Annotated in this window: 1 protein-coding gene; it reads right to left on the bottom strand. The window is 45.6% G+C overall.

The features are described 5' to 3' along the window. A partial coding sequence (locus A3729_RS04170; RefSeq protein ID WP_197475550.1) for a SulP family inorganic anion transporter occupies positions 1 to 773 on the bottom strand: 773 nt, incomplete at its 3' end. Positions 774 to 1083: the final 310 nt, after the last annotated feature.

Genomic DNA, 1083 nt, shown 5'->3' with positions numbered 1-1083 from the left:
GATTCAATCAAGCCAATCGCTGCCAATATAAAAGAATAAGGCAAGATGATCCACAATGTCTCCAGAGTGAAAGGCACTGATGGAATGCTAAAACTAGGTAAAGAGCCGGAAATTGATGCAACGTCACCTACCACTCGAGTATCAAGGCCAAAGAAAATGACGACCAAAGAGACAATGACAATGGCTGCCAGTGATGAAGGTATCGCCTTGGTTAATTTGGGTAAGAAATGAATAATAGCCATGGTAGCAAAAACGAGAGTAAGCATTGTGATCATGGCATTACTTTCGAGCCAGGCAATATCAATAATGGAACCTTCTAGTCCTGTTCCTTGCAACCAGCCCGTGCCGTTGTTTTCTCCAAACTGGCTAAGTTGAGCGAGGAAAATCACAATCGCGAGGCCGTTAACGAAGCCAAGCATAACCGGGTGGGGAACCATGCGAATAAACTTGCCTAGTTTTAGCATGCCTGCCGCAATTTGTATGATTCCCATTAAAACTACCGTAGCAAAGAGGTATTCAACACCGTGTTGTGCGACCAGCGATACCATAACAACGGCAAGAGCACCGGTAGCACCCGAAATCATTCCTGGTCGACCACCGATACAAGCCGTAATGAGTCCGACCATGAAAGCAGCATACAAACCAACAATTGGCTCCACGCCTGCAACAAAGGCAAATGCAACAGCTTCAGGGACTAGCGCCAATGCAACGGTTAAGCCGGATAGGACGTCGTTCTTGATACTGAGATGCGAGCTTGCGCGGGGTTCGAACATGAATACCTCTGGTTGAGAGAAGGCTTCTCTCGGTCATTAAAATGTCGTTTAAACGGGGGGGCGGATTATAGGGATTGTTGTGCAGCAATACAAATTTGTGAGTATTGCTGCACACTTTTAGGTCTGTTAAATATTCTTACTTACTTTTACGGGGAGGAAGGCCAGTATGCTGGGTCAGAATCTTTCCCTTTTGATTCTTTCTATTTCCCTGCTTGTTCTTATTTCCTGGTCTTTGAGCCGCTTTTCTATTCTGGCTCATCTTGGCACCTTGCTTAGTACCTTTAACTGGTTGGTTTGGTGGAACGAGATG

It is taken from the genome of Oleiphilus sp. HI0043 (assembly GCF_001634935.1).
The sequence above is the reverse complement of the archived record's forward strand: the minus strand, read 5'-3'. Positions and strand labels throughout refer to the sequence as shown.